The organism is Natrinema longum (genome assembly GCF_017352095.1).
Classification (GTDB): Archaea; Halobacteriota; Halobacteria; order Halobacteriales; family Natrialbaceae; genus Natrinema; species Natrinema longum.
Window position 1 is genome coordinate 3,282,771 of sequence record NZ_CP071463.1, and the last position, 23,369, is coordinate 3,306,139.

Consider the following 23,369-nt stretch of genomic DNA (forward strand, 5'->3'; position numbering starts at 1 on the left):
GACTCGCTCGCTTCGACGGGCGACTCGAGCGTTGTCGCCGTCGACTGTCCCTCGTACTATAGTAGCAACTGAAACGATTGACACACTGGTCGCAACGCTGTCGTGCGATCGGGTGTGCAATGACGTTCAGGTGCTACTATCGCCGCACCGAAATCGGTCGCAGCGATCAGCGGGGAGTCCTGTTCGCCGGAATTCGAACTCGAGACCGTGCTCCGGCCGGGTTGGCTGCCGTTAGAGCTCCCTGCCGGTCGCTTCTTCCGCCGTCTCCTCGGCACCTTCTGCTACGGCTTCATCCACCCCGCCGGAGATGTACCCCTCGACTATTTCAGCCAGTAGTTCAATTATATTCATAGTATTTAGTTATAATTCAATGTATAATAATGTATTGTCTCGAGAGTACCCACCAATTCGTCTCTGACGCTTGGTAGGCTGGTTTGATCTACTGCCGGTGAAAGTGAACTCTCCGAATCATTACGGTTGGGCCCACGTACGGTGCAATCCCAAAGTAACTCGAGTAAGCGTGACATAACTCCAACGAAGCGTTGATTCCAGAGCGTTACTCGGCCAACTCGTTTCGATGGGGCTTGCACAGTTTTCGTTATACTCCTCAGCAGATATTAAAAACACGCTCAAGCACTGTAACGGGTTGTCATTGAATATTTCCTGGGGCGAGAGCGTGCTGGATCAGCGGGTGATCGCGATCGAATTCGATATTCGAGCCCTGGACGTGGAGATTTGCCCCTTCCTCGAGATCATCGGGTATGGAGATCATCCCGCCACCCTTGCTCTGAATTTCCTGCCAACGCGGAGCTATGTGTGCGTGGAGCGATCGCTCACCGACGACGTCGTCGCTGCTCTCTACGCTGACTCCTGTCGCCGTCTTTGAGTCGGCTGTCGTACGCGAAGAACGGATCGAGACCGTGCTCGGCGAAGAGATAGTGGGCCGCGAACTCGTGGGTGCGGTCTCGATCAGTTGTACCCGCGCTCACCCCCGTGACGAGAAGCGACGAACGGACTCCTGAGTAGGGGCGATTGTCGTTCCGGCGTGTAAACCGAGACGGTCGTGCCGCCTCCCGGACCCCAACCGGTGGTTTACGTGCCCATACGACAACTCCCTGAGTAGACGATGACTCGCAATGCTGACCGTCGACTCGAACGGCTGGAAGAGCGTATCGAGGAAAGCGAAGATCTCAGTAGCAACGATCAGGAGGCCCTCATCGACTTCGACAGACAACTCGCCCTCCTCGGGAGTTAGTACGGTAAGCAGCGCCGTGCGAAGCTCGTCAGGCACTGTGTTCGGATCTCCGAGAACGTTGGTGGACTCGCAGATGCTCTCGAAGAGAAGAGAGCCGCAAAGGACATCCTCCGATGGATTCACGAAACTGATGTCGACTGGAGCGTCTGAGTGATCGATTACGAAGCCGCTCGTGAGAAACTGAATCAGGGAGAGCCATTGAGTAACAGAGAGATCGCAGATCTAGTGCGTCACGCTGGTTTCACTGACGAAGAGTGGGAGGCGCTTCGGTCCATTTCCAAACGAGTAAGAGGGAGGCGATTTGCCTGAATGGGGAAAGATGACCAGCAAACAGGCGAAGAGTAGCAGCTATCTGCGGAGGGGGCTCCGACTCGAGGCAAAACGACCAGCGACGACCAGGCAAAAGGCGGGGACTGCAAGGGGGTAGAAGGGAACCACGACCAGCAACGAGCAACGAACGAAGGGGATTAGGGACTTCGAGCAGCAAAGAAGAGCCCAGAACCCCCCACTAACCGTGTGTCGATTATCCAGTTTGTTCCTGCTGCTCCTGAAGCTGCTGTACGTACTTCGATCGAGATTCAGCGTCGAGCACGTCCCAGATATCCGGAAGTGCCGTCACTAGTTCACTGAACAGAGTTACATATCTTTATTTCGTATCCTGTATTAATGTCTAGTAGTGCGGAAGGAGAGAACGATCGGATCTCACAGCTTCAAAGCTGGACAGAAACTCAAAGAATAGACCACTCTGAAATCGAAGACTGGTGGACGGACATTGAGAATGGGAGCGCAGCAGAAGCTGTCTCGGCGGTAGCACTCTTCGCAGAGGTTGCCTCGCAAACACCTGAACAGGTTGAGCGCTACAGCACGGACTTCGTAGAATTACTGGCTGACACGCGACCAGTAGAGTCCGGTGGGACCGTTGCTGGCCATGCAATGCGGGTGATCGCTGTCTTGGCTGAGACACAGCCTGGTATCGTAGAATCTGACCTGGATTTGTTGCTCACCAGAATCGTCGACGGTGGTCGACTCGCGAAAGTGTATGGCTGTCGTGCACTCGCTCACGCTGAAGGGCTCGACGAGTCCTCGACGCTGGCGATAGCGGACGTACTCAAACGAGTGGTGGTGGAGACAACCGATGCCCACGTTGGGATCGCCGCGGCGACGGCCATCACGGCAATTCCATGTGAATATCCAGAGGACCGATTCGCTGACCCCTACGTGCAATTCCGGACGGACAAACTTGATTCGATCATTCTTCAGAAGGGCGACGACGTAGGTGAACGGTTCTACGAAATCATGCTTACAGCTGCGCTCCACGATCCGGAGGCGTTCGATCACGATCCGAAAGCAAGCCAACTACTCGAATATCTTCATAACAAACACTCACTCAGACTCGATATCTCTGAGCAGACGTACCGGCTGGCTCAGTCACGGATCAGGTAATGGATTTGGTTTATTTTCGGCCTCGCTTATCAGATTCTTCTGATTGACTGGATTGCTTCGTTCCGGTGTGGATTTGTGAGGTAGACTGGTCCGATGTTGTAGACGCCGTTTGTGAAGACCGAGACATCGACTGTGGGGACGTATCAGCGAGTCGCTGGAGGGCTTTCTGGCGCTGCTCTCGAATGTCCTCTAGGGACGCCTCAGTGGCTGCTCCAAGTGATTGACTCACTTGTTGAGCTTCCTGCGAAAGATCATCTGCATTGCCTTCTGCGACAGATGATTCGGCTCCGTGTTCGTCGACGCTTACGTATTCGGTACTCATCGCGTTGGGGAAGCGATTGAGGGTGAGTCTCTCGGCATCTTTGGGGTAGCGTCGAATCGTGTCTGAGGCTTTGGATGCAGTCTCGAGATAGTCAGATTTGAACGCGATCTCTGGTGTGTCTCGCGGAAGATCCTCAGCAGAGATTGAGCCTTCTTCAAGAGCAGCGATCTCTTCCTGAGTCACGTCATTGGCCTTTGCGAAGTACTTCAGTGCCAAAATATCGGCTGGGGATGCGGCATCAACTTCTGGAATCTGTTCTATTTCTGCTTCTTTGTCACCTTCCTGTTTGATCGTCCCGTGGACACCCGTCCAGAAGACATCTATTCCATGCTCTTCGAGCCGTTCCAATACCTCATCTCTGGGATGTGAATATTCACTCTCTAACTCACTGGATACAACTACCTGATCTGGATTAACGGCGCTAAGGAAACTCCCCTTGTTTGTGTCGCCGTACCCATCTTTTGTAGCTTTATCAGAACCGTGATGGCCGATATGCAGTGTATCTGCATTTAGATCTAGGTTGCCATCCCGATGTTGTTTAACGAGCCAGTCTTCTCCGTGGTGGGCGCTACTATCCTGCATATCGCCCATAAGAAGCGTCGATTTTCCTGCGTCCGACTCGAGTTTAATAACGAGGCCGTTCTCGTTTGCCTTTTCAGGTTTTAAATTCCGCTCACGTTCTGTCTTTGGGCTTTTAAACGGAACAGTCCCCGATTTTGCTGGTGGTGATAGAATCTCACCAGAGACTGATTCGATAGTGTCTCCACTGCTGAGGTTGTTAATATTGTCTGCTGCAATACCGTGCTCAGACAGTGCTTCAATGTAGTTTCTAAAGAGATCCGGATCAACCTGCCCCCTTTCTTCACCCACCTCAAATCTTGCTAAGTTTGGTTGTGAAGCACTGTTTATTTTGTACCCGGACTGCTTCAGGTCGAAAAGGCCAAGTATGTGATCCTGATGAATGTGGGTTGCGATAAAGTGGTCAATCGTTTTTTTTTTCTTTATCGCTATCGATTGAGAGTTCTTCTTCAAAGACCCGCTCTAATTCATCAATCACTTTCGACTCATCTGCATCTATAAGCGTCTTCGTGCCATCAGAAGAGACGACAAGTTTAGCATCTGCTTGGCCGACATCGAGTGAGAAAATTTTCTGTGCAGGACTCCCACTCATTCTTCTAATTCTTTTTCGGCAGATGATTGTAACCGTTTGAACTCATCGATCACTTCTTCATTCTCTTTTCTTTTTTTCTCGGTTAATTCGGGATCAAAGTTGAGGTTCTCGGGATCGAAATCGGTCTCATCAGGGCCCTCAGAGTTAATTTGTGTAGAGAAGTAATCACCTATGTCGTACTCGTCAGGAACATTTTCAATGCGCTCGTTGAACCCACGAATCGCCTTATTATTCTTGTAGAGGGTGAACCTTGCAATTCCATCCTCGATATTAGTGAATTTCATATAATAATTTTGATCTCCAGTATTACTCATATCCAGTTCACCCCTTAGACAGTATATCGCTGGCAAAGCCTTCAGTATCGATCCAATCTTCGGACATTATGATCTCCTTTAGTAGAGAGAAAAATATAGCTTTTCATGCTCCGAGAGGCAGACTACAAATTACTCGTCACTTCAGCCATCCTATTCGTCAACAGAATCGTGTCTCGGTTCGATATTGATAGAAGTTCATTGTATACAGTTTTAGATGTGTCCCCAAAGCCAGCAACAGTATCGTCGTGAACTGCGTGACGGCCATTTGATCAAGCTCGTATCGTCTTTCTATATTCTCTCCTGTAGTTCGGTCAGATAATACATCGTCCAGCTCGTCACCGGCCTCAGCCACATCAGCATCGATTAGGATCCGTTCACCGTCTGGCGTAACTACAAGGTGTGCATCTGCTTAGCCTCAATCCAATGTATAGATCTCAAAGTCGGTGTTTTCCGTACCCTCTGACCCGCTATTCATCTTTCTCACCGAAATCGAATGGACCTTCGTTTATATTGTTTTGAATCTCTTCTTTCACTTCCTCCGTGAGTTCTTGATCGTATTCCAGGGAAACGGTTTTCTCGTCCTCAAATGTCGGTCGGAACTGAGCATTGTCGCCTATCTCGTCAGGGAACTCATCCGGATCCCAAATGAAGAACCGTTCCCGCTCACTATCTTTGTACAACGCCATCCTCGCAACCCCTTCTTCGATATTTCTGAAGCTTACCCGGTAGTCAGACATGTCTCAACATTCAATTCACTCGTTGGGATATTTTTCGCAGAGAGGAGGTGGAATATATTACCAGTATGAGTCAGTGGCGAGTAGATCGGTAGGGAGGATACGCTCTACTATAGATGATACGTCATAATGCACTACCTCACCCCCTCCTTTCTTATAAATAAAGGCAAAGTCACCTCGTCCCATAGACGGTGTCCGCGAAGGAGCAATTCCGGACATCATGATCTGTTAAATACAGATATCAATTTAACGCTGAGTGTTATATCAGAATTGAATTATATTCGGGATGCCGTGCTGAATAGGGTGCGCGTATCGTTCACTGGTCAGAACGACGCAGAGTCGATATCAGCGATACCTAATAGGTAGCCTCCAAAGGCGAGAATCCAAAGAACGAGTGGATAGACGACCCAGCGCTCGATTCCCCCGCTCCCAAGAAACGCCAGCGGGTGCGGGCCACCGATAACGAGTCCATAGACGAACACGCTCACGAGGACGAGAAGGGAGATGCCACCAAAGAGGCCACAAAGAACGGAGAACGGTCCGGAGACAACCCGTGACGAGAGGATGACTGTGATACCGCCACTAAAGAAGGTCAGAAGCGCGAACAATCCGTGCCACGGAGTTACGTTTCCGGGAAACACACCGACGCCGAATATGCTGACTCCAAAAATTACGAGTCCAACTGAGAAATCACGGCGGTCCATGGCGCGATAGACGAAATAGGCGGCAACCAGCACAAGTACCCCCGTTACTAGCATCGTACTGTTAAAGATCGTCGCGGAGGGTTCGTGGATAATCGGATCTGGTGGCCGCGTCGATCCGAGGTCACTGATGTCCTGTCGCGTCGAATAATTCGGATAGAGGACTTCTGCCGTGATAATCCCCATGAAGGCAACGAATCCGGACAACACCATGCTAAATCCTGCGATCGACACTTCCGAATCCCCGGGTCGTGCTCGAGTTCCATCAGGGGTAGAATCAGTCATTGGCAAGCAGACGTACATCTCGTCGGGAGATAAGACTATGCGGGGGTGAAATGAGCGCATCCCTGCAGACTATACCCTCTGTATTCAGCACGCATCACTTGACAAGCATCAGTACCACTAATGGCGTTCGAGAGTTCCGTGACGGTCGGTCAAGCAGTGTCCGAGAATGTCCCGATCTCGGTCGGAGTCCTCGACAGAGAAATAGGCATCTTCGACGTAGGTTCCGGCTCCCGATCGAAGCGGAAGGGCGGCTTCCGCGAGGACGCTGAGAAGCGTCTCCTCGAGTTCTCGATTGAGACGCTCGAGATCGGTCGGGGAGGCATCGAGTTGGCCGTTTCAGAATGAACGTTGGTAGGACGCACCTACTTTTGAATGCGCTATCGAGCGGTTGTCGTCCAGGCTCACCGCGTGGTGCGCGTAGTAGTGTTTCACTTCCTTCGGTAGCTCGTGCGATGGAAACGCCTCACGGACACGTCGTGGGCCGAGAGTCGCCGTGTGATAGTACCCGGGACGATCTCGAGCGTGTTCATCGCTGTTGTACTGAACGAGTTTGCGTCGGCCCGTGCGGTCGTTCTCGAGCAAGTGTCCCAGTTGGGCTATCGGACCGTCCCGCGCGTGAACTGGGCCACTCTCGTTCTTGTGGATGCGCACGTATCGCTCAGCATCCAGAACGGTCGAGAACTCGTGTAGCTCGTCGAAGTACCGACTGTTGATACCGACCGCGCGCATCGCGTGCTGGATCAGTGGGTGATAGCGATCGAATTCGATATTCGAGCCCTGAACGTGGAGATTCACTCCTTCGTCGAGATCGTCGGGGACGCTGATTTCGTTACCGCCCTTGCTTCGCATCCCCTGCCATCGCGGCGCGATATGAGCGTGGAACGACCGCTCGCCGACGATGTCTTCGCCGCTCTCGACACTGAGATCGAACTCGCGCATCTCTGCGAGTCGGAACTCGGTGCCAGTCGGGAGCTGCTCGCCAGGATGCTCGAGGCCGGAGTCTCGATAGGAGAGCGTCACTTGCCATGACTCACCCGCGAATTCAAACTCCGCGCGCTGGCTCCCATCGCCGTCCTTGATCCGTCGGTCGCACGCGAAGAACGGATCGAGACCGTACTCGTCGAAGAGGAAGTGAGCCGCGAACTCGTGAGGCGCGGTCTCGATCAGCTGCACCCGCGCTCACCCCCTTGCGAACGACGGCATAGAGACCACTGAGTAGGGGGTTTGTGGTTACGGCATGTAAACCGAGAAGGACATGCCGCCTCCCGGATTTGAACCGGGGACAGCTCGATCTTCAGTCGAGTGCTCTCCCAGTCTGAGCTAAGGCGGCGCACCTCTATCTCCGTCCATGGTATAAAAAAGGATTTCGAATCGGAATCGTTGTTCCACCCAGCTTACACGAGCCCCCAACGGGATCCGAACACTCGAGTATGGTCTCGAAAACTCGAGAAGAGGGACGATACTGTGACATCCATGTTCGATTACCCGCTGTCTGTTGGAACATCAGATATTCAAGACACCCTTTTGCGCCCTGGAAGGTAATATCGTGTTATGGCAGCCCTTACCTCGAGTCAAGAGAATCAAAAACTCGATGCCGACACGATCCTCGAGCTGTTAGCGAACCGCCGGCGTCGATATCTCCTCTATGCGCTGCGCGGGCGGGACGATCCCATCGAGCTCTCGACGCTGGCCGAAACGGTCGCGGGCTGGGAACACGACGTGCCGCCTGACGAGGTCGCGAAAAACGAGTACAAGAGCGTCTACGTCTCGTCGGTTCAGTGCCACGTTCCGAAACTGGACGACGCGGGCGTCGTCGACCACGACGAGGACAACCACACCGTCGTCCTCGCGGACAGTTTCGAGCAACTCGAGCCGTACCTCCAGATCGTCGTCGAGGACGAGCCGGAAAACTCCACGCTGTACGCCGCCCTCCAGACCGAGTCCGGCGATGGCCTGCTCGGGCAGATTCGGGAGAACGTCGCGCGACTCAAGCAGTAACTCCCCTCGAGGTGTCGCGGTCGTGACAGCGACCGGGTCGAATCGTGATCGTGCGTGAGTCGAATGCGGTCGGGGCTGTGTCTCTCGCTCGAGCGTACTGCGTCCGCACTCCTCTCCGTCTCTGTTGCTCACGAGGTTTCGTGATAGCGATCGTTTGCTCGGGCGGGTTCGAACCACCTGAACGTCGCTCGCTGACGCTCGCTCGTTCCGTCGTTCGAACCGCCTTCGGTCCACATACCTGCTGCTCGCGAGGGTGCTCCCAGCAGGAAGTGGGCTCGGGCGGGTTCGAACCACCGACCTCGGCCTTGTAAAGGCCGCGTCATGACCAGCTAGACCACGAGCCCGTACCCGAGACGAGTAGATCCGTCCGAATAACCTTTACTCTCTCGTCGCGCAGCTATCGTCCATGGTCTTCGAGTACGTATGGAAGGGATTACTGGTGATCGCGATCCTTTCTGTCGCCGGCGTCGTCCTCGTTCAAGTGGGACTCGTCTCGGTCCCCTGGGGCCCTGACGACGGAGAAGTTCGCGTTTTCGGGGACGACTCCGACGGCGAATCGACCACAGAACCCCACGATGGAACTGGCAACGAGACCACCGCCGCCAGTGACGATTCCACCGACGAAACTGATGGCACCGATGGCAACGAGCGGGAACCAAAGGCTGTCGTCGATGTCGAGGTCGCAGACGATCGTGCCGAACGCATCACCGGACTGAGTAACCACGACTCCCTCGAGCGGGGCACTGGGATGTTGTTCATCCACAGTAGCGAGGACGAGCAAACCTACGTGATGCGCGAGATGGACTTCGATATCGATATCATCTTCATCGGTGCGGACCGCGAGATCACGACGATCCACCACGCCCGCGCGCCCGGTCCAGACGAGAACGGGAACGATCTCCAGTACTCGGGCCGTGGGAAGTGGGTCCTCGAGTTGCCACGCGGGTACACGAACGAGACGGGGATCGAAGTCGGCGACGAGGTCGAGATCGATCTCGAGTCGAACCGAACGGTCATCACCGGCTCGGAGTCCGACTCGCTCGAGCGGTTCGCCGCGACGGCGGATCGCGACGTAGTCGCACCCGAAGCCGCCGCTGCGGGGACCTATTTCGATTCGTAGGTAATTCTTATTGCCGGCGACCCCCGAAGCCAGTGCAATGAGTAGTGCCGACTGGGACGAGGACGACCCCTTCGAGGAACAACGGGAAGAGATCGAGAACCCGATGAAGCGGCTGTTCCTCGAGTACGGGTCGGACTACATCGGTGCGGCAACCATCGGTGTTATCGCGAGTTTCTTCGCCCGGATCCTGGATCTGCTTCCTGCGCTCATGCTCGGCGTCGCGATCGACGCCGTGATCCGTCAGGATTCGAATATCGGGTACGCCGAGGCGTTCCCGGTCGGAAGCGGGTTCATCGCCCCCTACGTCCCCGACGGACGGATGGCCCAGTTCTGGCTGACGATCGGGATCATCGCGGCTGCCTTTCTCTGTTCCGCGGTCTTCCACTGGACTCGAAACTGGGGGTTCAACACCTTTGCCCAGAACGTCCAACACGACATCCGGACCGACACCTACGACGAAATGCAGCGCCTGGACATGGGATTTTTCGCCGACAAACAGACCGGCGAGATGATGTCGATCCTCTCGAACGACGTTAACCGCCTCGAGAAGTTCCTCAACGACGGGATGAACTCCCTGTTTCGGCTGCTCGTGATGGTACTCGGCATCGGCGGGCTGCTATTCGCGATCAACCGGCAACTCGCGCTGGTCGCCTTGTTACCCGTCCCGTTGATCGCCGTTTTCACCTATCTGTTCATTCAGACTATCCAGCCTAAATACGCGCAGGTGCGCTCGACCGTCGGCAAAGTCAACTCCCGACTCGAGAACAACCTCGGGGGCATTCAGGTCATCAAGTCCAGCACGACCGAGTCCTACGAGTCCGACCGGGTCGAAGGCGTCTCGCGGGAGTACTTCGACGCCAACTGGGGCGCGATTCGAACGCGGATCAAGTTCTTCCCCGGACTGCGCGTGCTCGCGGGGATCGGCTTCGTCATTACCTTCCTCGTCGGCGGCCTCTGGGTGATCGAGGGACCGCCGGGTCCGTTTTCGGGCGAGCTGAGTACCGGGATGTTCGTCGTCTTCATCCTCTACACGCAGCGGTTCATCTGGCCGATGGCGCAGTTCGGCCAGATCATCAACATGTACCAGCGCGCTCGCGCCTCGAGCGCCCGCATCTTCGGGCTGATGGACGAACCAAACCGGGTCGGGGAAGAGCCCGACGCACCCGATCTCGAGGTGATCGACGGCCGCGTCGAGTACGACGACGTCTCCTTCGGGTACGACGAGGAGACGATCCTCGAGGACATCGACTTCACGGTCGAGGGCGGCGAGACGCTCGCCCTGGTCGGTCCCACCGGGGCCGGCAAGTCGACGGTCCTCAAGCTCCTCCTGCGGATGTACGACGTCGACGAGGGCGAGATCCGCGTCGACGGCCAGCGAGTCCAGGACATAACCCTCCGGAGTCTCCGCGAGTCGCTGGGCTACGTCAGTCAGGACACCTTCCTCTTCTATGGCAGCGTCGAGGAGAACATCAAATACGGTAGCTTCGACGCCGACCGCGAGGACGTGATCGAGGCCGCGAAGATGGCCGAGGCCCACGAGTTCGTTCGGAACCTGCCGGAGGGGTACGATACCGAGGTCGGCGAACGCGGGGTCAAACTCTCCGGCGGCCAGCGCCAGCGACTCTCCATCGCCCGCGCGATCCTCAAAGATCCCGACATCCTCGTCTTGGACGAGGCGACCAGCGACGTCGACACCGAAACGGAGATGCTCATCCAGCGCTCGATCGACGAGCTCGCGGAGGATCGGACCACGTTCGCCATCGCCCACCGACTCTCCACGATCAAGGACGCCGATCAGGTCCTCGTCCTCGAGGGCGGCGAGATAGTCGAACGGGGAACTCACGAGGAACTGCTCGCAAACGGCGGGCTCTACTCCCATCTCTGGGGCGTGCAAGCCGGCGAGATCGACGAGCTTCCGGAGGAGTTCATCGAACGCGCCCAGCGCCGGCAGGCGCGGACGGAAATCGGCGACGGCGACTGACGATCGAAACGGATCGACTCCGAGACTGACTCCCGCTCGTCGGGCTAGAACGATTCCTGTCCTTCCTGGCCGTCCTGATCCGGTGCGCCCTCGTCTTGGCGATCCTCACCCGACGCGGGCGGCGTGCGGTCGCTGTAGTTCTTCCGCCCGATGGCCTCGTCGCCGACCATGTTCACGATCGCCCCCTCGACCTCGCCGTAGTCCCGATACTCGTCTTCGTTCAGCGGCCCGATGAGGTCCTCGAGCGTCGTCGTGTTGCCGCTCATCTCGACCGTTTCCTCGCCGTGTGCCTCGAGGAGTTCGTCGTGGCCGATCGGGTACTCCAGGTTCTCGAGTGTCTCCTGTAAGTCGCCGAGTTCGACGCCGAGTTCGCGGCTGTCGTCTGGCATACTCGGTGGTTGGTCACGGAGCGGAAACCGGTTGGCCCTGCGCTCGCCACTGGGTCAGACCCACGCCGGCCGTCAGGCCGTCTCGGCCACCGCGGGTTTCATGTCCGCACGGTCGGCATACTCCGCTATGGATCTCACAACCGCGACGTGGACGGACGTTCGTGGCCTCGAGACGGATCTCGCGGTCGTCCCCGTCGGCAGCACGGAACAGCACGGCCCCCACGCGCCCCTCGGGACGGACGTGCTGACGGCCGAGGCGGTCGCCGACGCCGGAGTCGAGCGGGTCGGTCGCGAGGTCGTTCGTTCGCCGGCGATTCCGGTCGGGATCGCCGAGGAACACCGCCAGTTTCCCGGCACGATGTGGGTCTCCGAGGATACCTTCCGGGACTACGTCGGCGAGGCCGTCGCGAGCCTCGCATCCCACGGCTTCGACCGTGTCGTCCTCGTCAACGGCCACGGCGGCAACGTCGATGCCCTCCGGGAGGTCGGCGGCCGACTCACGCGGGACGGTGACGCCTACGTCGTCCCCTTCACCTGGTTCGAGGCCGTCGGCGACCACAGCGCCGACATGGGCCACGGGGGCCCCCTCGAGACGGCCCTGTTGCGCCACTGCGATCCCGACTCGGTTCGGGAGGACCGCATCGAGGAAGCCCGCGCCGGCGCTGCCGACGGCTGGGGCGAGTGGACGAGCCACACTAATCTGGCCTACGATGCGGCGGAGTTTACCGAAAACGGCGTCGTCGGTGATCCGAACGAGGGCGACGCCAAGCGAGGGGAAGAACTGCTCGAGGGGGCCGCCGACGCGCTGGCTCGGCTACTCGAGGCGGTCGCCGAGCGTGACGTGTCCCGGCCCGAGAGCCGATAACGTCCGAGATCCCTTTGGCCGGCGGTCGACGGTGGCGACCTATCCGTCTGCGATGAGATGGACGGCGACTCGATTACTCCTCGTCTTCGTCCGCGTCGTCACCGTCGTCCGTCGCTTCCGAGTCGGCTGCCGGACCGGCGTCCTGCAACGTCCCGCGAAGCGCCGGAATCGTCGACGTGAGTTCGCCGACCTGCTCGCCTGCCTCCGAGATGTCCGTAATCGCCTCCTCGAGGTCGGCGATCTCTTCCTCGAGGTCGTCGGCGTCGTCGAACGCGTCGGCCCGCTGCCCCATCGTGAACCACTTCTTCGCGTCGCGGAGGTGTTCCTCGGCGTCACCGACCTCGAGCGCCGAGTTGAGTCCGTTGAGTACGCCAAGCACGTTGTCCGCGTCGGTCTCCCAGACGTCGTCGGCGTCGGGCAGCGTGGCCCAGGCGTCCTCGAGCGAGGACTCGACGTCCTCGCGCATTTCGTTGGCCGCTTCGCCGAACAGTTCCTCGTCGTCGCCGAGCGTGGCTTGGCTCATGTCATCGTGTTTGCGGGCACCATGGTTAAAAGATCGCCCGAAAGTGAAAGTGAAATCGGTCGGGAGCGGATCGATATCGGTCGAACGGCGACAGAATTTCGAAAGAAACGTCGGTCGGTATCGTAGCCACCGAAACGAGCAACACACGACTCGCAATGCGCTCGTGCGAGTAGGGGCGCAGTGATTTCCAGTAGCTACTGTAGGGACGGCTCGGTCGGCGGCAACGAGTTGCGTCCCGAATCGCGGCCGTGCCGTGGTTGCATACGGTCTACTGTCCGATTTGCGGGCGAACCCACGATCCGTCCGTGAGTCGCCGGCACTGACAGACGGCGGGTATTAGAAGATGCCGAGAACGAATCCACCGCCCATGCCGACGAGGACTACGGCGGAGACGAGGGGCAGATAGGGGGTGTATTTTTCGACCCGTTCCTCGGAGTGGTGATAGCCCGCGATCAAGAGCATCGTGAGACTCACGATTCCGAGGACGACCGTGATCGCGTACGCACTCATCAACTCGAGACAGTGCGTCGAACCGGCACAGAGTGCGATGATCTCGAACTCCTCTTCGTGGGCGAATCCGAGGACGAACGCGACCCACGCGATATCGAGCAAGCCGCGGTCGGCGGCCGCCTCGAGGTCGTCCCTCGAGTGGGAGTGTGCGTGCGAGCGGGAATCGGTATCGACGAACGGGAGGTGGCGCGACAATCGAGCGAGGACGCCACCCTCCGAGCGGGACTCGTCGTGATCGTGTCCGTGATCGTGGTCGTGAACCCGGTCGTCGTGGGAATGCACTTCGTCCGCGCGAGGGTCCGTCTCGCCCGCGTGTGAGTGGCCGTGGCGGTATTCCCGAATCCCGAGGGCGATGAGGACGATTCCGGCGACGATACTGACGGGACCGCCGAGCCGAACCCCGCCGAGGACGGTGAGCGGCTCGTTGACCTGCGTCAGGTCGAGATAGGCCGTCGCGTAAAAGAACGCGCCGACCATCGCGATGCTGCTTATCAGGTGGCCGATCCCGATGAGCAGACTCGCCGCGAGCCCGTAGGCCCACTTGTTGGACCGATCGAGGGCGTACGCGGCGGCGATCGGCCACCCGTGGCCCGGTTCGATACCGTGTATGGCCCCGAGCGTGATCGCACCGATCAAAAGCCCGGATGCGTCCGTTCCTATCATCGAGGTATAGCGTGCGAGAACATCCGAAACCTGCGTTCATAGGGGTTGTTAATATCCAACCGGGGGTATCGTCATACGAGCTATCTTGTGGTCTCGTGGCGAACCGGTTCGTATGCGGACGAGTTTCAACATTCCCGACGAGATCGTCGCGGAGTTCGATCGGGTCTGGACCGAGGAAGGAATCGAGAACCGCTCGCGAGCGGTGCGAGAAGCGATGTCGGAGTATATCGAATCCCACTCGAGGCTCGAGGAACGAGCCGGTGAGGTCGTCGCGCTCGTCGGCTTCGACTATCGCCACCACGAGGTGATCGGCGAACTCCACGCCGTTCAACACGAGTATCAGGACATCATCCAGAGTACGAGCCACACGCACCACGGAGAGTGGTGTCTCGAGTCGCTGTTCTGCCGTGGTAACGCCGAACAGGTGCGGGAACTGACCTACCAACTCCGTGATTTCGACGGCGTACAGCGGGTGAAGGTCATGGTGCTTGGAAATCCAACTCCGTAGCGGCCGAGTTGCGAGATCGTCCCGGCGGACTCGATCACCGATCCGACGACGCCCGTTCGCGAACCGACTCGAGTCGCATCAGCGGATAGCCGTCTTCCATTTCCATGCGGGTCCGGACCTCACACCCCTCGTAGTCGACGACGATCTCGACCTCGAGGAAGCGGCCGGTCAGTTCGGTGTAATCGGCCGTCGACTCGGCGAGTTCGGCCTCGAGTTCCTCGGTTCGTACGGCGACGGTCACCTCGGTACAGTGGGGCTGATTCTCGATCGACTCTTCGATGGCGGTCGCGAGACTCGGGGCGCTCTCGGGCGAGACGGGCGTGCCGGCGAACTGGTGGTACAACGAGCCGAACTTGATACCGGCCTCGAAGCAGGCGGTCTGGGCATCGGTCGGCGGTTCGTTCGGTGACATGCGTGAGTGCTCGCGTGCGGTCGGGAAGGGGATTTCGATGCGGGTGGAGTTCTCCGGCCGAGACCGTCGATCGGGGTCGACGAGCGGTCTGCGATCGTCGCACCACGGATGGGCCACATTCACTCGAGTCGACTGCGGTCCGTTCCGCTCGACCCTCGCACTTCCCACCGCGACACAGCGCGCGCCACCGCAGGGGAGAGCAGCGGCGGGGAACGGACGTGACGAAACCGAGGCGATACCCGAGTACCTCACCGCTACCGGGAGACGCGTGCCATCACCGCACGCGCCGACGGCGAACCGCATGGTACTTATCGACGCTGTCCCTCACACCGAACGAATGGCACAGTCAGTCCTGCTCACGGGGGCTGCGGGGCGGGTCGGAGAGGCCATCCTCGGCGGCCTCGCGGACGACCACGAATGGCGGTTACTGGATCGCGATCCGCCGACGGACGACCAGCCGGGCGAGTTCGTCGTCGCGGACATCACCGACGAAGAGGCCGTCCGCGAGGCGATGGCGGGGATCAACGTCGTGATTCACCTCGCTGGTGATCCACGTCCCGAGGCCCCTTGGGACAGCGTGCTGACCAACAACATCGACGGCACGCAGACGGTCTTCGAGGCCGCCGTCGACGCGGGCGTCGAGAAGGTCGTTTTCGCCTCCTCGAACCACGCCGTCGGGAACTACGAGACCGACGAGCGGACGCCCGATCTCTACCGCGAGCACGACGACTACCTCCTCGACGGCACCGAGCTCCCCCGGCCGAGCAACCTCTATGGCGTCTCGAAGGCCGCCGGCGAGACCCTGGGCCGCTACTACCACGACGAATACGGCCTCTCGGTCGCCTGCGTCCGCATCGGGAACCTCACCCGAGGCCACCCGCCGATCGACTACGAGCGCGGACAGGCGATGTGGCTCTCCTATCGGGACTGCGCGCGCCTGTTCGACCGCTGTATCCGCGCCGATTACGAGTACGAGATCGTCTACGGCATCTCCGACAACGATCGCAAGTACTACTCGCTCGAGCGGGCCCGCGAGGTACTGGGCTACAGGCCACGGGACAACTCCGCACACTTCGACGGCGAGGAGCAGGTCGTCGAACCCGATACCTGATCGGTCCACGTTACCGAGTCACTACCCGACCGGACCGACGACTGTCACAAACCGCTCGACAGCGTCGGTATTGAACTACCGTCGCGTCGACCCTGCGCCCGCGAGAGTCGGCAATCCGTTCGGACGAGCCACGACGTTTTGGTGCCGGCCATCGCAACTGGTTCTATGGAATACACGACGCTCGGATCGACGGGGATGACGGTCAGTCGAATCTGTCTGGGCTGTATGAGCTTTGGCACCGGCCAGGAGTGGATGCTCGAGCCCGAGGAAAGCAAAGCCCTCATCGAGCGCGCGATCGATCTCGGGATCAACTTCTTCGACACCGCGAACGTCTACTCCACGGGCGAGTCCGAGGAAATTCTGGGCGAGGCCCTCGCGGGCTACGACCGCGATTCGCAGGTCGTCGCGACGAAGGGCTTCGCCGAGATGGATCCCGACAACCCCAACGCGAGCGGACTCTCGCGGAAGGCGATCGAACAGGAACTCGAGGCCAGCCTCGACCGACTGGGGATGGATACCATCGATCTCTATCAGACCCACCGGTGGGATTACGAGACGCCGATCGACGAGACCCTGCGCGCGCTCGACGACGCGGTCCGACGGGGGCAGGTTCGGTATATCGGTACCTCGTCGATGTGGGCCCACCAGTTCGCCGACGCACTCCACACCAGCGACGCGCTGAGCCTCGAGCGGTTCGCGACGATGCAGAACCACTACAACGTCCTCTACCGGGAGGAGGAACGCGAGATGTTGCCGCTGTGTGACCGGGAGGACATCGGCGTCGTCCCGTGGTCGCCGTTGGCCCGCGGCGTCGCGACCCGCCCCCACGAGGAGATCGAGTCGACGACGCGCGGCCAGACCGACCAGTACCTCGAGCAGATGTCGTACCTCCAGGGCGGCGGCGAGGAGATCAACGAACGGATTCAGGAACTCGCCGCGGAAAAGGGCGTCTCGATGGGCCAGATCTCGCTGGCCTGGCTGTTGCACAAGGAGTGGGTCGACGCCCCCATCGTCGGGACGACCAGTATCGAACACCTCGAGGACGCCGTCGAGGCCCTCGAGATCGATCTCTCGAACTCCGATATGGAGTATCTCGAAGCGCCCTACGAGCCGCTGCCGGTCGCCGGTCACGAGTAGGGGCGGGAACCGATCGCAGCCGCCCGTTACAACAGCCCGGTTTCGGCCAGGACCGCCGCGACCCGCTCGACGTGAGCCGTGTGGTCCTCGCCCTCGAGTCCCTGGTACATCGTGGAGATCGAGAGGGAGTCGGCCCCGATGTCCCGCCAGGCCTGGGCGCGCTCGATCCATTCGTCTTCCTCGCCGGGGACGGCGTACATTCGGCCGCCGAGGCCGATATCGTCGGGGTCGCGGCCGGCGTCCTCGGCGTATTCGTAGAGGTCCGCGAGGTGGTCCTCGGCCTCGTCGCCGGGCTGGAACTGCGGCAGCCAGCCGTCCGCGATGCGGGCGACGCGGCGCTTGACCGGGTCGGCCATGCCGCCCATCCAGAGCGGGATCGGCTGCTGGACCGGTAGCGGTCGGATGCCGGCGTCGGGAATCTCGTGGAACTCGCCGTCGAAGTCGACGAGGTCGTCCGTCCAGAGTCGGCGGAGCACCTCGACTTGTTCCTCGATGCGGTTCCCTCGCCGCGAGAAGTCCTCGCCGAGGGCGACGTACTCGGGCTCGTTCCAGCCGACGCCGACTCCCATGCGGAACCGGCCGTCGGTGAAGCGATCCAGCTGTGCGGCCTGCTTGGCAACGAGCGCCGTCTGGCGCTGTGGCAGGACGAGAATCCCGGTCATAACCGACAGTTCGTCCGTCCGCCCGGCGAGATAGGAAAACGTCGTCAGAGGCTCGTGGAACGTACTCTCGTAGTCGTAGGGGCCGTCCCAGCCCTCCCGATCCGGGTTCACGCCGAGGACGTGATCGTACGCCAGGACGTGCTCGTAGCCCGACGCTTCGACCCGCTGTGCGTAGTCGGCGATCGTCTCCGGATCGTGTCCGATCTCGAGTTGCGGGAGTACGGTACCGATTTCCATACGCGGCCTTCGATCGGGTCGAACTTGAAAATATACCTGTCGCTGAAGCTATCGCAACCCGACGACTACGCGATCGTCCACGCGCGGTGGCGCGCCTGTCGAACGGTAGCACGGAGCCCGCGGTTCCTCGAACAGTCGAACGGGTGGCGGCAGTCACGTTGTCCCAGTACACAAACTGCCACACGACTCGAGTCTCCGCCGAGATCTCGAGCGATCAGAACAGCCCTTCGACGTCCGCCTCGCGAGCCCGTCGCCTGCCGACGTGATCCGTCAGCCGCTGGTAGACGATTCCACGGTTCTCGTCCTCGCGAACGAAATCGAACAGGAGCGTGATGAAGACGCTCCCGTCTTCGCCGGCCTCGAGATCCTGCCGTGCGTACCGTCGGGCCTGCTCGACGGGCTCCTCGTCGTAGCCGAACTCCTCGGCGAGGACGACGGCAGCGATCGCGGTCGGCTCGAAGCCAAGCGCCGACAGCGTCGGGGCTCTCCCCTCGTGCTCGATCCACACCGGGGGCCGGCGCTCGATGCATTCGGGATCGGCCGCGAGCCGAGACAGAAACGAGCGGACGGGCTCGAGTCGAAGCTCGCGGTAGTCGGCCGGCAGGTCCGCGAGGTAGTCGCCGGCACGTTCCGCGAGCCCGACCGCGCCCTCCCAGTTGCGATCGCGGGCGTGGAAGACCGCGCCGCTGTACTGGATCAGGCCGTGGAGCAGTCGCTCGTCGTCGCTCCCCGACTCGAGGTCGAGCCAGCGGTCCTCCCAGGCGTCGTGGGCGGCGTGGTAGTGACCATCGTTGAAGACGGCGACGCCGGCCCGGAGCCGATCGCGCATAGGTGTCCGTTGGGGCTCGAGACTCGAGAACGTGACGAAAACGGTGCCGGACGATCGCTCGTCGGCAGCGGCGACCTGCGTCAGGTGGGGCTGACGAACCGCCGGCCGACAGCCTCCGTCGACACCAGCAGGGTGGGGCAGACTGTGGACGGGTGGATTCCGGGACGCGGTATCCCAACCGGTTACTGGCCGCCACCGGTGTGGCGGGAGTCGACGTAACGTTCGTCGTACGTATTAGTATGCTATTATTTACCGTCGCTGGAAGCCATCCGGGAATCGTAATCACTTCCTACCGAGCAACACAGCCTTGCCGAGTTCGACCGAACGACCCAGCCCCGTCGGACCCACTCGCGACGCGAGCGCCCGCGAGGCTCACTCCGCCTCGAAGCGGAAGGTGCCGTCGCGCTGGACGACCTCGCCGTCGATCTCGAGGCGGGAGTCCTCGCTGACGTCGGTAATCAGATCGACGTGCACGGCCGACTCGTTGCCGGCTTCGCCATCGGGCAGACAGGCGTCGTAAGCCCGGCCAAGCGCCAGGTGGACGGTCTCGCCCATCTTCTCGTCGAAGAGGATGTTGTCCGTGTACCGATCGATCCCGCGATTCATGCCGATCCCGAGTTCGCCGAGTCGGCGCGCACCCGCGTCGGTCTCGAGGATGTCGCCGATGACCGTCCCTCCCTGGTCGGCATCGTAGTCGACCACCTCGCCGTCGGCGAACTCGAGGCGGACGTTCCGGACGGACTCGCCGCGCAACGTCATCGGCACGTCGAAGGTCACCGTCCCCTCGGTCGCGTAGGGGGCGGTGAAGACCTCACCGCTCGGGAGGTTGTGGGAATCGTAGGCGACCGAGGCGGCGCTGTTGACCGCCGTCCGTCCTTCGATGTTCATCGTGAGATCGGTGTCCGTCGAGACCAGCCGCACCTCCGAGCCGGCATCGAGGAGCTCCTTCAACTGGGCCATCTCGTTGGCCAGCGACTCCCAGTCCCGGAGGATCGCGTCGTAGGCGAACTCCTGGTACTCCTCGTAGGCCATGTTGGCCTGCTGGGCGAGCGAGCGGGTCGGGTGGACCGTCGACACCCAGCGGGTTCCCAGCCGCGTCTCGCGGAGGTCGCTTCTGGCACCGTTGTAGGCTCGGCGCTGCTCGCCGGGCACGTCGGCCGTTGCACTCGTGTTCCGCCCGCCGCCAAGCGAGAGGTAGACGTCGGCGTTCTCGAGGAGCGCGAATTCGTGGGCCGGATTCTCGTCGAACTCACCGTCGTGGGCCCGGAGGTAGGCCCGCGTGATCTCGCCGGCGCTGTACGTCGCCAGCAGATTCGCCCCCCGTTCCCCGAGTTTTTCGGCGACGGCGACCGCCAGCTCGTGGGCGTCGGGTCCCACCGAACAGACGACGTTGTCGCCGGCCTCGACGCGAGCGCTCCAGTCGACCAACACGGCGGCGTGTTCGCGTACGCGTTCGTCCATACTCCTCCCTCTCGAGCGGGCTACTAAACGCTCCCCGTTCGGACCGAAAACGCCGGGGACACTGTGAGGAGAGTGGCTGCGAGCCGTGAGCGATCAGGCGGTGCTGGCGTCCTCGGCCGGACCCCCCTCGCGCGAGCGCACGAGCGAGACGATGGCGTAGACGACCGGCGTATCGAGGAGCGCGATCGCGAGTTTCAGCAGGTACTGGCCGACGATCAACGAGAGCAGGAGATCGGGCTTGAGGACTCCACCGACGCCGAGGACGGCGGGTGCGACGGCGAACGCGACCGTGACGAAGATGACGGTGTCGATCGCCTGACTGCTCGCCGTCGAGGCGATGTTACGGAGCCAGAGCTTTTCGGGGCCGGTGTACTCCCGAATGCGGTGGAAGACGATCACGTCCCAGTTCTGGCTGACGACGTACGCGAGCAGACTCCCGATAACGATGTTCGTCGACGACCCCAGCGCCGTCTCGAACGCACCGGGATCGACGCTCGTGGGGGCCGCCGGCGCGGCGATCGTCGACCAGACGAGCGCGAGGACGACGAAGTTCAACACGAAGCCGACGTTGACGACGACCTGTCCCGCACGACGACCGTACAACTCGGTGTAACAGTCGCTCGCGAGAAAGGTCAGCGCGTACGCGAGCGCGGCCCCGGGCAACGCGAGTTGTGCACCCGTGACCGGAAGCGCGACCGGGAGTTCGAACGCGAGCACCTTCGATGCGGTCAACTGTGCGGTTACGAGCGCCGTGACGAAGAGGCCGATCAGCGCGACCTGCGCGACCGTCGGCACACCACGGGGTTGTGTCCGGCTCATGCCGCGGCGTACCCGTTGGAACCACCTAAACGGTACTATTCCAGTACGCTTCGAGGGAGACCGAGATCCGAATTTGATATTCTCGAGGGAACACCACCCGACAGGGTCGGCCCCTGTCGAGTCGCTCCCGCCGATGGACGCCCCGACGATCGGTTTCGACGATCGTCCTCGAAGGGATCGTCCCCGACGACTCGCTGCTGGATCTGGACGGACGGTCGGTCCGAGTTCAGGCGGACCAACGCGAGCGGCCCGTATTCAGCCCGCTCCAGGGTGTGACCGGCGGCCGCATAGTCCGGTGAATCGACTCGTGTCCTGTCTCGAGGGAGAACTGGAGTGCTCTCGGCGGGACGGACTTCTCGAGGGGCGGGAAAACCCCCATCTCTCCGTTCGACCTGATTGAACCCGCTGCTCGTCGTATTTTCCCAGGAATTATTTTTGTTTCGACAGGATATCTATAACACAACTGTTATACGTATCGGTGGACTCTCTTGAGTTGCAATGGCGAAAGGAAACGTTGATTTCTTCAACGACACAGGCGGCTACGGTTTCATTGAGACGGACGACGCAGACGATGACGTTTTCTTCCACATGGAAGACGTTGGCGGTCCGGACCTCGAAGAAGGCACAGACATCGAATTCGATATCGAACAGGCCCCCAAGGGCCCCCGCGCCACCAACGTCACCCGCCTGTAATACGGCTTTTTACGTTCGGTAACGGGTTTCACACTTCGATTATCATTCTTCAGCGAACTACTACGACAGCGGCCGCTACGGCTGACACTCACTCATCCCCTCGAGACGCGAGATGTGCCTCTCCGCCCTGATACCGCTCGTGGACGGCGCTGTCCACGTCTCGAGGACGCTCGTCGACCCACTGTGGCGGTTGCCACGAGCCATCGGTCGCTGCCTCGAGAGCGAACTGGACCGAGCGAGGACGAGCCCATGGGCGTATGCTCTCGTTACCGAGCGAAACGACAGTCCGTGTCACAGTTGCCTCAGTTAGCTTCGCTGAATGTACTGCAAACGGTCGATACGAAATCGATAACAAATAGTGGGGTTCCCGTTCGTCCACCCGCCCAACATGAACGATTTGACAGGGTTCCAACGGGACCTGCTGTACGTGATCGCGGGAGCCGATCAGCCGTCGGGACAGGACGTCAAAGACGAAGTCGAGACGTATTACAACAGCGATATCAATCACGGGCGATTGTATCCCAATCTCGATACGCTCGTCAACAAGGAACTCGTCGAGAAGGGACAGCTCGATCGCCGAACCAACTACTACGAAATCAGTGATCGTGGCCGGCAAGCGATCGAAGAACGTCGAGAGTGGGAACAACAGTACATCGATCAGTAGCTCCTGCAGCGTAGCGATACTGCCGGCTCCCATGTAAGCGTCACAGCTTCCACGGAACGCCACGTCGACGGCCGACAGTCGATCAGGATCCGGTTCCGATCGGTCCCTCGGCTCGGTGGGAAACACCGAAGCGAATAGGTGGATGTCCGACCGAGTACCAGTATCGATCGTATGGTGCTCGCAATGTCGGTCGCCAGCGAGTGGCTGGACCCACAGCTCACCCCTGTCCTCGTCTGTGTGATCGTCCTCGCGGTGTTCGGGACGACGGTGCTGTTCGTCGCCGGAGTCGTCGCGTATTCCCGCCGTCGAACGGTCCGGTATCTACTGATCACGGTCGTCCTGGGGCTGCTCGTCGTCCGTTCGGTGACCGGGCTCGGGACCGTCCTCGGACTCGTCCCGATGACGGTCCACCACCTCGTGGAACACGGGTTCGACTTCCTGATCGCGGTGTTGGTCCTCTATGCGGTCTACCGTAGTGGAGCGTCGAACAACGCCGTTTCGATCGACTCCGACGATTGATATCGTGCCGGTCGGCGTGAGATATAAGGTGTCGTAGGAACGG

25 protein-coding genes, 2 tRNA genes and 2 pseudogenes are annotated in these 23,369 nt (G+C 60.1%); 12 read left to right on the forward strand and 17 right to left on the reverse strand.

The genetic code is table 11. From position 1 onward, the window contains the following. Window positions 1-649: 649 nt before the first annotated feature. Window positions 650-989 (reverse strand): annotated as a pseudogene (locus J0X27_RS18265) (DUF7845 domain-containing protein). 137 nt (window positions 990-1,126) lie between these two features. Here J0X27_RS18265 and J0X27_RS18145 point away from each other — a divergent pair. Both J0X27_RS18145 and J0X27_RS16270 read left to right on the forward strand, forming a co-directional pair. Continuing rightward, window positions 1,127-1,255 (forward strand): hypothetical protein, encoded by a 129-nt coding sequence (locus tag J0X27_RS18145; RefSeq protein WP_277410031.1) that lies wholly within the window; start codon window positions 1,127-1,129, stop codon window positions 1,253-1,255. Between the two features lie 666 nt (window positions 1,256-1,921). Next, window positions 1,922-2,698 (forward strand): hypothetical protein, encoded by a 777-nt coding sequence (locus J0X27_RS16270; RefSeq protein ID WP_224214545.1) that lies wholly within the window; start codon window positions 1,922-1,924, stop codon window positions 2,696-2,698. Between the two features lie 10 nt (window positions 2,699-2,708). On the opposite strand, the gene J0X27_RS16275 is transcribed toward J0X27_RS16270, so the two are convergent. The 7 genes and pseudogenes from J0X27_RS16275 to J0X27_RS16305 form a co-directional block, all read right to left on the reverse strand. After that, on the reverse strand, window positions 2,709-4,052 hold the full coding sequence (locus J0X27_RS16275) for a ComEC/Rec2 family competence protein (RefSeq protein ID WP_224214544.1): 1,344 nt from the start codon (window positions 4,050-4,052) through the stop codon (window positions 2,709-2,711). Continuing rightward, on the reverse strand, window positions 4,003-4,191 hold the full coding sequence (locus J0X27_RS18005) for a hypothetical protein (protein ID WP_224214543.1): 189 nt from the start codon (window positions 4,189-4,191) through the stop codon (window positions 4,003-4,005). The genes J0X27_RS16275 and J0X27_RS18005 overlap by 50 nt, the downstream gene beginning before the upstream one ends. After that, the gene (locus J0X27_RS16280; protein ID WP_207270187.1) at window positions 4,188-4,505 is read right to left on the reverse strand and encodes a hypothetical protein; all 318 of its coding nucleotides are present in this window, start codon (window positions 4,503-4,505) and stop codon (window positions 4,188-4,190) included. The genes J0X27_RS18005 and J0X27_RS16280 overlap by 4 nt, the downstream gene beginning before the upstream one ends. A gap of 467 nt (window positions 4,506-4,972) precedes the next feature. Next, window positions 4,973-5,242 (reverse strand): hypothetical protein, encoded by a 270-nt coding sequence (locus tag J0X27_RS16285; protein WP_207270189.1) that lies wholly within the window; start codon window positions 5,240-5,242, stop codon window positions 4,973-4,975. 320 nt (window positions 5,243-5,562) lie between these two features. Then, window positions 5,563-6,225: a DUF998 domain-containing protein gene (locus J0X27_RS16290; protein ID WP_207270190.1), complete on the reverse strand. Its 663-nt coding sequence runs from the start codon at window positions 6,223-6,225 to the stop codon at window positions 5,563-5,565. 117 nt (window positions 6,226-6,342) lie between these two features. Continuing rightward, window positions 6,343-7,398, reverse strand: a pseudogene (locus J0X27_RS16300) (DUF7845 domain-containing protein). A gap of 83 nt (window positions 7,399-7,481) precedes the next feature. Then, a tRNA-Phe gene (locus J0X27_RS16305) sits at window positions 7,482-7,555 on the reverse strand. Between the two features lie 221 nt (window positions 7,556-7,776). Between J0X27_RS16305 and J0X27_RS16310 the strand changes: the two genes are divergently transcribed. Further along, a complete protein-coding gene (locus J0X27_RS16310; RefSeq protein ID WP_207270194.1) occupies window positions 7,777-8,223 on the forward strand; it encodes a DUF7344 domain-containing protein in 447 nt (148 codons plus the stop codon). Window positions 8,224-8,493: 270 nt separating this feature from the next. Here the strand turns inward: J0X27_RS16310 and J0X27_RS16315 are convergent. After that, a tRNA-Val gene (locus J0X27_RS16315) sits at window positions 8,494-8,567 on the reverse strand. A gap of 62 nt (window positions 8,568-8,629) precedes the next feature. Here J0X27_RS16315 and J0X27_RS16320 point away from each other — a divergent pair. Together J0X27_RS16320 and J0X27_RS16325 are read left to right on the forward strand one after the other, a co-directional pair. Continuing rightward, complete coding sequence (locus tag J0X27_RS16320) at window positions 8,630-9,343, forward strand: DUF192 domain-containing protein (protein ID WP_207270195.1); 714 nt, start codon at window positions 8,630-8,632, stop codon at window positions 9,341-9,343. A gap of 37 nt (window positions 9,344-9,380) precedes the next feature. Next, window positions 9,381-11,324 carry an ABC transporter ATP-binding protein gene (locus J0X27_RS16325; RefSeq protein ID WP_207270197.1) on the forward strand — a complete coding sequence of 648 codons (1,944 nt, stop codon included), beginning with the start codon at window positions 9,381-9,383 and terminating at the stop codon, window positions 11,322-11,324. Window positions 11,325-11,368: 44 nt separating this feature from the next. On the opposite strand, the gene J0X27_RS16330 is transcribed toward J0X27_RS16325, so the two are convergent. Continuing rightward, window positions 11,369-11,713 (reverse strand): DUF5789 family protein, encoded by a 345-nt coding sequence (locus tag J0X27_RS16330; protein WP_207270198.1) that lies wholly within the window; start codon window positions 11,711-11,713, stop codon window positions 11,369-11,371. Between the two features lie 127 nt (window positions 11,714-11,840). Between J0X27_RS16330 and J0X27_RS16335 the strand changes: the two genes are divergently transcribed. Further along, complete coding sequence (locus J0X27_RS16335) at window positions 11,841-12,578, forward strand: creatininase family protein (RefSeq protein ID WP_207270200.1); 738 nt, start codon at window positions 11,841-11,843, stop codon at window positions 12,576-12,578. A 73-nt stretch (window positions 12,579-12,651) separates the two neighbouring features. Here J0X27_RS16335 and J0X27_RS16340 read toward each other — a convergent pair whose 3' ends face one another. Both J0X27_RS16340 and J0X27_RS16345 read right to left on the reverse strand, forming a co-directional pair. After that, the gene (locus J0X27_RS16340; RefSeq protein WP_207270201.1) at window positions 12,652-13,101 is read right to left on the reverse strand and encodes a DUF5790 family protein; all 450 of its coding nucleotides are present in this window, start codon (window positions 13,099-13,101) and stop codon (window positions 12,652-12,654) included. Between the two features lie 336 nt (window positions 13,102-13,437). After that, on the reverse strand, window positions 13,438-14,274 hold the full coding sequence (locus J0X27_RS16345) for a hypothetical protein (RefSeq protein WP_207270203.1): 837 nt from the start codon (window positions 14,272-14,274) through the stop codon (window positions 13,438-13,440). A gap of 112 nt (window positions 14,275-14,386) precedes the next feature. On the opposite strand from J0X27_RS16345, the gene J0X27_RS16350 reads away from it, so the two are divergent. Next, window positions 14,387-14,782 carry a CopG family ribbon-helix-helix protein gene (locus tag J0X27_RS16350; protein WP_207270204.1) on the forward strand — a complete coding sequence of 132 codons (396 nt, stop codon included), beginning with the start codon at window positions 14,387-14,389 and terminating at the stop codon, window positions 14,780-14,782. A 34-nt stretch (window positions 14,783-14,816) separates the two neighbouring features. Here the strand turns inward: J0X27_RS16350 and J0X27_RS16355 are convergent, their stop codons facing one another. Beyond that, window positions 14,817-15,194 (reverse strand): dihydroneopterin aldolase family protein, encoded by a 378-nt coding sequence (locus J0X27_RS16355; RefSeq protein ID WP_207270206.1) that lies wholly within the window; start codon window positions 15,192-15,194, stop codon window positions 14,817-14,819. Window positions 15,195-15,531: 337 nt separating this feature from the next. Here J0X27_RS16355 and azf point away from each other — a divergent pair, with 337 nt between their 5' ends. Together azf and J0X27_RS16365 are read left to right on the forward strand one after the other, a co-directional pair. Further along, on the forward strand, window positions 15,532-16,305 hold the full coding sequence (gene azf / locus J0X27_RS16360) for an NAD-dependent glucose-6-phosphate dehydrogenase Azf (protein ID WP_207270207.1): 774 nt from the start codon (window positions 15,532-15,534) through the stop codon (window positions 16,303-16,305). Between the two features lie 165 nt (window positions 16,306-16,470). Beyond that, window positions 16,471-17,442: an aldo/keto reductase gene (locus tag J0X27_RS16365; protein WP_207270209.1), complete on the forward strand. Its 972-nt coding sequence runs from the start codon at window positions 16,471-16,473 to the stop codon at window positions 17,440-17,442. Between the two features lie 26 nt (window positions 17,443-17,468). On the opposite strand, the gene J0X27_RS16370 is transcribed toward J0X27_RS16365, so the two are convergent. The 4 genes from J0X27_RS16370 to J0X27_RS16385 all read right to left on the reverse strand — a co-directional run bounded on the left by J0X27_RS16370 (window position 17,469) and on the right by J0X27_RS16385 (window position 21,450). Continuing rightward, a complete protein-coding gene (locus J0X27_RS16370) occupies window positions 17,469-18,341 on the reverse strand; it encodes an LLM class F420-dependent oxidoreductase (protein ID WP_207270211.1) in 873 nt (290 codons plus the stop codon). Window positions 18,342-18,555: 214 nt separating this feature from the next. After that, window positions 18,556-19,170: a DUF309 domain-containing protein gene (locus J0X27_RS16375; protein ID WP_207270213.1), complete on the reverse strand. Its 615-nt coding sequence runs from the start codon at window positions 19,168-19,170 to the stop codon at window positions 18,556-18,558. 372 nt (window positions 19,171-19,542) lie between these two features. Beyond that, entirely contained in the window at window positions 19,543-20,631 is a 1,089-nt protein-coding gene (locus tag J0X27_RS16380) for an aminopeptidase (protein ID WP_207270214.1), read from the reverse strand. 93 nt (window positions 20,632-20,724) lie between these two features. Continuing rightward, the gene (locus J0X27_RS16385; RefSeq protein ID WP_207270215.1) at window positions 20,725-21,450 is read right to left on the reverse strand and encodes a queuosine precursor transporter; all 726 of its coding nucleotides are present in this window, start codon (window positions 21,448-21,450) and stop codon (window positions 20,725-20,727) included. Between the two features lie 498 nt (window positions 21,451-21,948). On the opposite strand from J0X27_RS16385, the gene J0X27_RS16390 reads away from it, so the two are divergent. From J0X27_RS16390 to J0X27_RS16400, 3 genes are all read left to right on the forward strand, one after another. Then, window positions 21,949-22,143, forward strand: a complete 195-nt coding sequence (locus tag J0X27_RS16390; RefSeq protein ID WP_006187181.1) for a cold-shock protein — start codon at window positions 21,949-21,951, stop codon at window positions 22,141-22,143. Between the two features lie 388 nt (window positions 22,144-22,531). Further along, window positions 22,532-22,807: a PadR family transcriptional regulator gene (locus tag J0X27_RS16395; protein ID WP_207270216.1), complete on the forward strand. Its 276-nt coding sequence runs from the start codon at window positions 22,532-22,534 to the stop codon at window positions 22,805-22,807. Window positions 22,808-22,978: 171 nt separating this feature from the next. After that, on the forward strand, window positions 22,979-23,326 hold the full coding sequence (locus J0X27_RS16400) for a DUF7471 family protein (RefSeq protein ID WP_207270217.1): 348 nt from the start codon (window positions 22,979-22,981) through the stop codon (window positions 23,324-23,326). Window positions 23,327-23,369 lie beyond the last annotated feature (43 nt).